This window comes from Pseudomonas sp. 10-1B, assembly GCF_000935045.1.
In the GTDB taxonomy this organism is placed as follows: Bacteria; Pseudomonadota; Gammaproteobacteria; order Pseudomonadales; family Pseudomonadaceae; genus Aquipseudomonas.
The window spans coordinates 1-9749 of the sequence record NZ_JYKS01000078.1 but is presented as its reverse complement, the minus strand read 5'-3'; the positions used below and the strand labels follow the sequence as shown (position 1 = coordinate 9749).

Here is a 9749-nt window from a genome sequence, read left to right as displayed (position 1 = left end):
CGCTCGCGCGGCGCGAGCGCTGGGCAAATGATTTTCAGCGGTATTTGTGAAACACCACACTAGTATCCTGAGCGCTGAATTCATTATGCCGCCAGCTTAGCCCGAAGCGCTTGGCGCGACCATGCGAATCGAGTTGCACAAAGACTAAAAGAGCTCGACCGGCAAACTCACGATCAATCGATTCTCAGTAAAGTCATTCACCCCAAAATTCCGCCCCACCTCAGCATTGATCCAACGAACGCTGAGCCCCTGAAGCGCACGGAACTGATAGGTGTACGTCAGCCCCACATCACGTTCCCACTCCCGGCCATTGGTTGTCTCGACGGTGTTGATATGGTCGCCGTGGGTGTAGCGCACCAACAGCGTCAGCCCCGGTATGCCCAGCGCGGCAAAGTTGTAGTCGTAACGCAGTTGCCAGGAGCGCTCGTTGGCGTACACAAAGGTATTGGCAAACATGTCGTTGGCCAGGGTGCTGCCCAGCGAGCGGTCAATCGTGACCCAGCCGTCCTCCCCGTACATGCGCTGCAGCCCCAGGTAAAACCGGTGCCCCCCGTGGGCGGCGGACAACAGTAACGAAGCGGCCTGGTTGTCCAGCGTTCCTGCCAGCGAGCGGCCGGTGTCGCGGGTGTCGAATGCCCCCAGCACGCCGCCGACGGTCCAACCGCCGGCCGGCTGATAGTGGGTCAGGCTGTAGTAGTTCTGGCGGTAGACGTCTTCCAGCTTCGCCGTCCACAGTCCCAGCGCCGAATCCTTGCCCAGGCTGTATTCGCCGCCTGCGTAGGTAAAGCGGTCAGAGGTCGCGGTTGCAACGGTACGGCCGCTGACCGAGGGGTAAAGGTCTTCGCTGTCTGCGGCACTGCGCGGGCTGAAGGCGTGGATCTGGCCGGCATGCAGGATAAGGCGATCAGTCTCCTTGGAGGTCAGCATGGCGCCTTGAAAGGTCTGCGGCAGCAACCGGCCGTCATTGAAGCGCAGGATGGGCATGTCAGGCATCAGTTCCCCCAGGCGCAGCTCGGTACGCGACAGGCGAACCTTGGCGGTCAGGCCCAGTCGGCCATAGCTGCCCGGCGCACGGCCGTCGTCATGGTCATAGGGCAGCAGTTCGGTGCCGGTGCGGTCCGGGCTGCTGTCCAGTTTGACACCCACCAACCCCAGTACATCCAGGCCCACACCCACAGCTCCCGGGGTGAAGCCGGAGGTGCCCTTGATGATGAAACCCTGCGCCCACTCCTGGCGCTGGCTTTGTGTGGCACCACTGTCACTGTAGTCGCGGTCGAAGTAGTAGTTGCGCAGCAATACTGTGGCCTTGCTGTCATCGATCAAGCCTGCATCAGCCATAGCGGACCAGGCAGACGTGCACAGCAGTGCCGCCCGGGTAGTCGGGTTGTTCAAAGCGAACATGGCGAATTCCTTTTTTGTACTTGTTGTGGAATGCGATGGGTTGTTGCTTATTGCACCAGCAGCAGCGCCCCGGAGACGAAGGCGAAGAGGAGCACGAAGCGGCGCAGCCGCGTCTCGTTGATCAGGTGGCGGGCCCAGTGGCTGGCAACCACACCCAGCGCCAAAGGCACGCACAGGGCCAGCACCGGTGACACCTGCTCGATGTGCAAATGCCCGCCCAAGGCCAATACCACCAGCGAGATCACCTCCCCTACCAGGAAGCACAGAGCCACAGAGCCTCTCAACGTGGCCACCGGTGAGTGCTGGTACACCAGGGCGAGCGGCGGCCCCCCCACGCCGGTGGCGGTTTCAGTGATGCCGGTGATCACGCCGGTGGAGATCAGCGCCCGGCGCCCTGGCACGAAGGACGGCGCCATCCAGGTGGCCAGACACGCGGCGATCGTCGACAGCCCGATCAGTAGGTTGAGTTGCGCAACCGACAGCAAGAGCAGGATCCAGACGCCACCAAAGGTGCCGGCAAAACGCCCCAGGGTAATCCACGAGCTGCCTCTGAAATCAATGGCACTACGCTCGCGCCAGGCAACGGCGGCATTCAGCGGCAACATCAATATCAACAGGCTGATGGGCAAGGACTCCGGCGCCAGTAAACCCATTACCGGCGCCACGATCAGCGCGAAGCCCATGCCCGTCGTACCCTGGATGAGCGCACCGCCCGCGACGGCGACAGCAATGATGTACAGGGGGTCGAAAGGTAGATTCATCGTTCTCTCGTTCCAGATCAGTCAAGCTACAGTCGGCAAGGGCTGCACTTTATGGATGGGGGCCTGGCTGACGACGCTTCTGGCCAGCGCATCGACCCGGCGCATCAGGTCGCGCGCATCCCAGTCGGTGGGCCAGCCTTGCCACAGGCGTACCTTGCCCTGCACCACCACGGCCTGGATCTGGTCTCGGTTGGCGAGCCTGACCAGATCCCAGGACAGGTTCCAAGACGGCAGCAACTCGGGTACTGCCAGGTCGACCAGCAGGAAATCCGCAGCTTTTCCCGCCGCAATGCGCCCGGTCACCTTGCCCAACCCCAGCACGTCAGCGGCGTTCTGGGTACCCATGTCCAGCCACAACTGGCCGCCGCCACACACCGAATCACCTACCGGCAAACCATGGGCAAAGCGTTGCGCGGCTTCGGCGTAATCGAGCAGCCGGAACCCGTCACCGCGGGTGCCGTCGGTGCCCAGGCCAAGGGGAATCCCCAGACAGTGCATCAGGTGTGCCTGGGCAACGGCATTGCCTTTCCAGGCGCTGGCCACCGGGTTGTAGCTCACGGCTGCGCCGCTATCGCGCAGCAGGCAGAGCTCGGTCGAAGTCAGCAGTGTCGCGTGGGCCAGCAGTGCCCCCGGCCCCAGCGCACCCGCCCGGTGCAATTGCTCCAGTGGCCTTACCCCGTAATGCTCGAGGGAGCGCTCGACCGCAACCAGGTGTTCGTTGACATGGCTCTGGAACACCCTGCCCGCCTCATGGCACAAGCGGTACGCAGCGCCCAGGGTGGGCTCGGTGGCAATCTCGGGGATCGGGATTGCCAGGGACGGGCTGATCAACGGGTCGTTGTCCCATGCCGACAGATGCTGTTCGGCGATCCAGAGTACCTGGCGAGCATCGAGCACACGCTCGCCTTCCAGGTCGTTGCAAGTTTTGGCCAACACGCAGCGTATGCCCACTTCATGAACCGCCTGGGCAATGGCCTCCACGCCTTCCTTCGAGCGCGTACCGGCATCGCATACCGTGGTGAAACCACCACGCAGCGATTCGAAGGCGGCCAGTTTGCTGGTCAGGTAAAGCAGGTCGGTATCCAGCGAGCCCTCAAGGGGGATCCACACACGGCGGAAAATCTCCGACGGCTCACCAAACACTAGGCCCTTGCCAAAGCTCTGGCTGAGGTGGTGATGGGTGTCGATGAAGCCTGGCATCAACAGCTGGTTTTCGAGACGCAGAACGCCATGGTCCGGATAGCGGCCTTGCAATAGCGCCAATGGGCCGACATCGGCGAAGTGGCCATCGACAATGCGTACGGCGTGATCTTGGCGCGGCCCCTCCGGCAGCAACAGCCAGTCGGGGGCCAGCAGTTGGCCGGGTGCGATAAGGTGCCCGGGCGCAACCGTCAGGTGATCGTTAACAGTGCAGTTCATATAAAAACCTTAGTGTGCGGGTCAGGAGTTGATCAGCTTTGCCTTGGCATCCACAGGAGCGTGCTGGCGGCCAATGCAATGGAAAAGAAAGTTCATGACGGCCGCAGTCAGCGCGCCCATGGCAACGCCATTGCCGAGCAGCCCAGCGATGCCGGTGGGGAACTGGCTGTAGACGTCAGGCACGAGAATCGGTAGCAGCCCGACGGCCAGGGCGATGGACACCACGTACATGTTGCCGTGCTTGCGCAGGTCCACTTTGCGCAGCATGTCGATGCCCATGGTGCCGACGATGGCAAACACGATGAGGCTGGTACCGCCGACCACGGCTTCAGGCACCCCTTCGATCAAGCGCGCCAGCGGCGCAAGTAAGGCGAAGACCAGCAACAACACGCCGGAAACAGCAGTCACATAGCGTGAACGCACATGCGTGGCGCGGATGACGCCGATGTTCTCGCCGCTGGTGATGATCAGCGAAGTACCCATGAAACCGCCGAAGATCGAGGTCAGTGCATCGCCACGAATGGTCCGCACCACGTCCTTGTCCACGTCCAGGGGTTTGTCTACCGCTTCACTGATGGCCACGGTCTGGCCGGTGGCCTCTACCATCGAAACCAGGCAAAAGAGCATCAGCGGGATCGAGGCGAACACATCGAAGTGCGGCACGCCGAACGGCATGAAAGTCGGCAGGCTCAACAAGGGGTAGACACCGAAGCCGGAGCTGTCGAATGCGCCGATGGCTACTGCCAGCAAACTGCCGCCCAGCAAGCCCAGCAGAATCGACAACTGGCCCAGCGTGCCGCGCAAAAGTCGTGCGCACAGCACCGTGATAACGATGGTGGCAAAGGCCAGCAGCAATTGTTGGGGCGCGGCGAAATGTGCACTGCCGGGCTGACCGACAATCAACTGGCCCGACAGCTTGACCAGGTTGACCGCGACCAGCAGCAACATCGTGCCCACTACCACCGAAGGGAAAAACCGCAGCAGGCGCCGAAACACCGGCAGCACTAGAAAGTAGAAAATGCCTGTCAGGATCACCGCACCCGATGCCGTCGCCACTCCGTTCTGCTGGGCGATCAGGATGAACAGCATGATCGGCGCACCACCGGGCAGCATGATGAACGGCAAGCGTGCGCCACAGCCGCGCAAACCCAGCGACTGCAACAGCGTGCCCAGCCCGCACACCAGAAAAGTGGCGCTGAGCAACTGCAACGTCAGCTCACTGGAAAAGCCGAGCGCCGTGGCCATCAGGAACACCGACGCAATCGGCGATGCCGCCATCACCAACACATGCTGGGCTCCAAACATCAGCAACTGGCGCCAGGGCAGGCGCTCATCAACAGGGCTAACAGGGTTCTTTTCGATATCCGGCATATCCCACCTCGACCTGGGCCGTCACCGACAGCCCATTGAATTATTGTTATTTGGATCTGGACGAGCCTTGGTAGGGAAAATGCTGGCATCTACCCAACCAAATCGATTTGCATTCTTACCCAAATCGATTTGGGCAAAATGTATTCCTGTTCGTGTGGGCTGTCAACGCATCCATTACCCCTGCGTGCCTCAGTAGCTGATAGCCTTCAGGCAGCGTATAACTGCCGCCATCGCTTAAAGAGCCCACCTGTCTATGCCCAACAGCACTTCACGCCGCCTCACCATTGCCGATGTCGCCAACGCCGCCGGGGTGTCGCGCACCACCGTGTCCCACGCGCTCAATGATCGCGGGCAAGTCGATCCGGCCACCCGGGTACTGGTGAAAGAAGTTGCTGAACGCCTGGGCTACAGCCCCAACCTGCGTGCCCAGCGCCTGCGCACCGGACGTGCCAACGCCATTGCCCTGCTCTCCTCCATGCCTTTTTCCGTGGCCGGTGGTTCGTCGCGCCTGGGCTTTTTGATGGAAATTGCCGCCACCGCCACCGAAGCGGCGCTGCGCCGAGGCGTGGCCCTGGTGCTGGTGCCGCCCATGGATGAGGCCAGGGATTTGCTGGATACGCTGGATATCGACGGCGCGGTGATCATCGAGCCGGTGGCCAACGATCCAAACGTTGCGCGCCTGCGCAAACGTGGCGTGAAGCTGGTGTCCATCGGGCGCCAACCCGAGGCCCAGGCGTTGCCGTACATCGACATGCATGGCCAAGCCACCGGCACACTGCTGCTCGACCACCTGCAACAACAAGGCGCGCGGCGCATTGGCCTGGTGATCGGCGTGCAATCCCGGCACTCCTACCTGGACATGGAGCAGGCCTACCGGGCCTATTGCACGGCCACCCACCAAGAGCCGGCGATTGTTCGGGCAGATGAAGGGGGTGGCGAAGCCGCCGGTGCGACGGCTTGTCTGGAGCTGTTGCAAGCGCACCCCGGCATCGATGGCCTGTGCGTGCCGGTCGATGCCTTTGCCACAGGCGCTGTGCGAGCGCTGCGGGACAAAGGACTCAAGATCCCCCAGGACGTGAAGGTGGTGACGCGCTACGACGGCTTGCGCGCACGCGAAAGCACCCCGCCCCTGACGGCGTTGAACATGCACCTTGAAGAAGTGGCAGCCCTGGCTATCGAACTGCTCTTCGAGCAAATCAATGACACCGGCGAGCGCCAACGCATCGACGCCCCCCTGGCCACCCTGATTCCACGCGAATCGACCCTAACGCCGTAGTCGCTGCGCCGCCGTAATACACAATCCCAGCAGTGCAATCTGAACTACTTGGCTCGCACCGCCGCCGGCGGCGTCCAGGCACCGGACAGCTCTTCCATGTTGAGCCAACTGGCGTGCTTGGGGGTGTAGTGGAATTCGGTCCGTTGCAAGATGCACCGGGCCTCTGCAGGTGGCAGGGCTTGGTAGAGCGCAGCAGGCGTGTGGGTCGAGCATCAGGAACCTGTGCACATCCACTACATTCGGCGCGCTCATAGCGAAAATCCTCCCAGCCAGTCGCACAGATCGTTGGCGAGAAAGCGAAAAGCTAAATGTAAAAAAAGATTTCCGGGCGCATTCGCTGTCACACCTAGTAAGACAGGTGGAGGTGAAGCCCATGAGATTTGCGCAGTTTTGCCAATGGCTCTCAAATCATGCAGGTAGGCCCAGCACGTTCTTTACCGCGTTGGTACTGATCGCTCTATGGGGTATCTCTGGGCCTTGGTTCCACTACAACGATACCTGGCAGCTTATCATCAACACATCGACGACGATCATCACGTTCTTAATGGTTTTTCTGATCCAGAACACGCAGAACCGTGATAATGACATGATCCATGTGAAGCTCGACGAACTCATCCGAGCGTCTAAATCTGCAGAGCGTTCAGTGCTCGACCTTGAAGAGATGGACAGCACGCAGCTTCGGTCTTTGCGGAAGGAGTACCAAGCCATGGGCGAGGGCTGTAGCCAACCATGCCCTACAGATGCACCTGACCCTGAGGGTGAGAACGGTCATGAAAAGAGTGGCCATGACCGCTGATTCATAGGATAGCGCCCACCGCAAAGAACAAGCGAGTCGATACCCCATGGCTAAAGCCCCCCATATTTGATGACCAACCAGAGAAACCCCTTTCGCTTCAATTTTCACGTTTTCTCCCTTCCCTGCAGCTGACCTGATCGGTTCCTTGTACTAGGCTCTGGATTTAGCAAATACTCGACCAACCGCCGCAGCGCAGGCCACGCTGGCCCGTTTCAATTGCAACGAAGCGCAGGCGCGCAGCAAGGTCGCGGTCGCCGAGCTGGCGATGGCGATGGCGATGGCGATGGCGATGGCGCGGCAAAACCTGAAGGCCAAGAAGCAACTGCGCAAGCTGGACGCTGTTGGCGACATCGAAGTGGCTGCGGCCAACACAGAGGTACAGAAAGCCGATGGGCACGCGCCATGGGCGAGGCGCAGATGAGCTATTGCCAAGTGCTGGCCCCGTTCACGGGCCATGTGGCCAAGGTCTACGTCAAGCCTTACCAGACTCTACCACCGCTGCGCGAGGACCTGCGTCTGTGCGAAGCCGCCAACAACCGTGAGGGCGAGCCTGCCTGGATGATCCACGACAAGGTGGTCAACCGCTTCTACCGGATTGGCTGGCTGGAGTTCGAATGCCTGCTACGCTGGGGCCAGACCCCGCGCCAAGTCAGCGAACAGGTGTCGCGTGACAGCGCGCTCAAGCCGGATGCCGAGCAGGTGCTGGCGTTGCGTGCGTTCCGGAGCGCAGGGCTGGGATACGACAGTTCGGCCGTGGATGACAAAGACCGCACCGTGGATAACCCTATGGGTGAGACGTGGAGGTTGGCCGCTGGCGTCAACTACACGGTAGATGAAGGACTGGACCTGCACCTTGCCTACACGCTGGTGTGGTTGGGTGATATGGATGTCGATCAGACCAAGAATCGTTCCGGTACCACGCTGTCCGGCAGTTATGACAACAGCGCACTGCACATCATTGGCGGGGGCGCCACGTGGCGCTTCTGAGTGACGCGGATCATCGCTAACGTAAGGAAGGAGACCCTGCATGAAAACCAAGGTATTGGCCGCAAGTCTGTGCCTGACCACCCTCATGCTGCATGGCTGTGCAAGCAAATACGTGGAAGCCGATCAGTACTCCGGGTTCCTCAACGATTACAGCATTCTGAAGGAGGACAAGTCCCCCTCAGGGGCAGCGGTCATGCGCTGGATCAAACCTGGGGTAGATGTCAATCGCTACACCAGCGTCTATGTGGAACCGAGCCAGCTCTATCCAAAACCGCAGCCAACCGAAAAAATCCCGCAATCGACGCTGCAAGGGATAACCACCTATTACGACCAAACGCTGAAAAATCACTTCTCGCAAGTGCTCCCCTTGGCCACGAGCCCCGGCCCAGGCGTATTGGTAGTGCGTCCGGCAATCACAGCTGTGAGCGCCAAGACCAAAAGCTTGCGGCCCTATGAAGTGATCCCGATTGCCTTGATTGCCGCAGGTATCAGTACAGCCACGGGCATCCGTGACCAAGATACAAGTATTGCTACTGAAGCAGCATTCCTCGATGGCGATACCAATCAGGTTGTGGCCGAGGTTGTGCGCAAGGGCGCAGGTACAGAGTTGGACAATTCCTCCCAGGTGATGCAGGCGAAGGATGCCAAGGCCGTCCTCGATGGATGGGCGAAGGACATGGTGAGTTCTTTCCAGGCCCTTAAAAAATAGGAGTAGCTGCCCTGCCCTATTTGAACTTCAAGTGGGGCATGGGGAGCTCTGATAGCGATGATCCGCTACATGCGAAACTACAACGCATCATTGTCCTTGAGGCTCGAGCAGCAAGCAGGAAAAGCGGTCTTGCTGCTCGAATACCCCGACCCGGCCGGCTCGGTCAGGAACCAGACCGTAGAGCAATGGGTGGTTCACGCAAGCCGTGCAATACCTCCGGGCGGATTTAAAGCGCAAGTGCAATCGCAGATTATCGCTCTTCTCCCGACCCACCGTTGCACATTGGAACAAGTCGCGCTGGCATTAGATTTGAACCCGCGCACTTTGCAGCGCAGGCTTGCCAATGAAGCCACCGATTTCGAAGAATGCCTGGATCATATTCGTCGGTGTCAGGCGCAGCAGCTGTTGAGAAGAACCTGTCTAAGCGTGGCTCAAATCTCAGCCGAGCTAGGCTATCGTCGAGCGACTTCGTTTTGCCGTGCACACTTACGCTGGTTCAAGATGACACCGCTGGAACACCGACGCCAGTTTGGTGATAAAGCGCTTCTAATGGGCTGACTCCTATAGGCCCCTGTGCGAGCAACTGTCTTGATCAGAATCTGAAGGCTTGAGCAATCTTTGTGGGGCATGCCCGCGAAGCGCATCGCGAGCTGGCGTTCTCCCCTATAGAACAATCTATAAATTATTGATTTTACTATAATTTTGTGGGGACGGCGGTGCGGCGATCCGACTTGTCCCGCGAACACCGGCAAAGCCGGTGCCATAAATTGCGTCGCCTGCTTCGCGGGACAAGCCCGCTCCCACAATGCCCCCTGTTCTCTGCGCGACAGCGCAGCCCTGCAGGGCTGGGTGATCTCCTACACGTACTGCATAGGGCTTGAGGCCTATGTGGTCGAGGTGGGAGATTCTATGGTTTCGGGCAAGGGCATCAGGGTTGCCGGGTGCTCGCCACAGCAGCTTCAGCGCCTGTGAGATCGAGCGCCGCCCGCGCGGCGCTTCGCGGGACAAGCCCGCTCCCACATTTGTTGC

General features: G+C 60.3%; 8 protein-coding genes and 4 pseudogenes. 7 read left to right on the top strand and 5 right to left on the bottom strand.

All coding sequences use genetic code 11. From position 1 onward, the window contains the following. Nucleotides 1–144: 144 nt before the first annotated feature. The 4 genes from TZ03_RS26885 to TZ03_RS26870 are packed head-to-tail and all read right to left on the bottom strand — an operon-like array spanning nucleotide 145 to nucleotide 4952. Entirely contained in the window at nucleotides 145–1401 is a 1257-nt protein-coding gene (locus TZ03_RS26885; protein WP_053388468.1) for an OprD family porin, read from the bottom strand. A gap of 47 nt (nucleotides 1402–1448) precedes the next feature. Next, on the bottom strand, nucleotides 1449–2162 hold the full coding sequence (locus TZ03_RS26880; RefSeq protein ID WP_051101349.1) for a sulfite exporter TauE/SafE family protein: 714 nt from the start codon (nucleotides 2160–2162) through the stop codon (nucleotides 1449–1451). Nucleotides 2163–2183: 21 nt separating this feature from the next. Further along, a complete protein-coding gene (locus tag TZ03_RS26875) occupies nucleotides 2184–3581 on the bottom strand; it encodes an amidohydrolase family protein (RefSeq protein ID WP_051101348.1) in 1398 nt (465 codons plus the stop codon). 21 nt (nucleotides 3582–3602) lie between these two features. Then, nucleotides 3603–4952 (bottom strand): uracil-xanthine permease family protein, encoded by a 1350-nt coding sequence (locus TZ03_RS26870; protein ID WP_051101347.1) that lies wholly within the window; start codon nucleotides 4950–4952, stop codon nucleotides 3603–3605. Between the two features lie 253 nt (nucleotides 4953–5205). Here TZ03_RS26870 and TZ03_RS26865 point away from each other — a divergent pair, with 253 nt between their 5' ends. Then, nucleotides 5206–6228 carry a substrate-binding domain-containing protein gene (locus TZ03_RS26865; protein WP_051101346.1) on the top strand — a complete coding sequence of 341 codons (1023 nt, stop codon included), beginning with the start codon at nucleotides 5206–5208 and terminating at the stop codon, nucleotides 6226–6228. Between the two features lie 89 nt (nucleotides 6229–6317). On the opposite strand, the pseudogene TZ03_RS31710 reads toward TZ03_RS26865, so the two are convergent. Continuing rightward, nucleotides 6318–6437 (bottom strand): annotated as a pseudogene (locus tag TZ03_RS31710) (IS630 family transposase); the annotation flags it as partial. Nucleotides 6438–6601: 164 nt separating this feature from the next. Between TZ03_RS31710 and TZ03_RS26860 the strand changes: the two are divergent. The 6 genes and pseudogenes from TZ03_RS26860 to TZ03_RS26845 all read left to right on the top strand — a co-directional run bounded on the left by TZ03_RS26860 (nucleotide 6602) and on the right by TZ03_RS26845 (nucleotide 9278). Further along, nucleotides 6602–7024, top strand: coding sequence for a low affinity iron permease family protein (locus TZ03_RS26860; RefSeq protein WP_051101345.1), 423 nt, complete (start codon nucleotides 6602–6604; stop codon nucleotides 7022–7024). Between the two features lie 187 nt (nucleotides 7025–7211). Beyond that, nucleotides 7212–7516, top strand: a pseudogene (locus tag TZ03_RS31705) (efflux transporter periplasmic adaptor subunit); the annotation flags it as partial. Nucleotides 7517–7522: 6 nt separating this feature from the next. Continuing rightward, nucleotides 7523–7744: pseudogene (locus TZ03_RS31320) on the top strand (peptidase M50); the annotation flags it as partial. Nucleotides 7745–7753: 9 nt separating this feature from the next. Next, nucleotides 7754–8011: pseudogene (locus TZ03_RS30955) on the top strand (outer membrane protein transport protein); the annotation flags it as partial. 40 nt (nucleotides 8012–8051) lie between these two features. Continuing rightward, on the top strand, nucleotides 8052–8720 hold the full coding sequence (locus TZ03_RS26850) for a DUF3313 domain-containing protein (RefSeq protein WP_051101344.1): 669 nt from the start codon (nucleotides 8052–8054) through the stop codon (nucleotides 8718–8720). Nucleotides 8721–8789: 69 nt separating this feature from the next. Beyond that, nucleotides 8790–9278 carry a helix-turn-helix transcriptional regulator gene (locus TZ03_RS26845; protein ID WP_051101343.1) on the top strand — a complete coding sequence of 163 codons (489 nt, stop codon included), beginning with the start codon at nucleotides 8790–8792 and terminating at the stop codon, nucleotides 9276–9278. Nucleotides 9279–9749 lie beyond the last annotated feature (471 nt).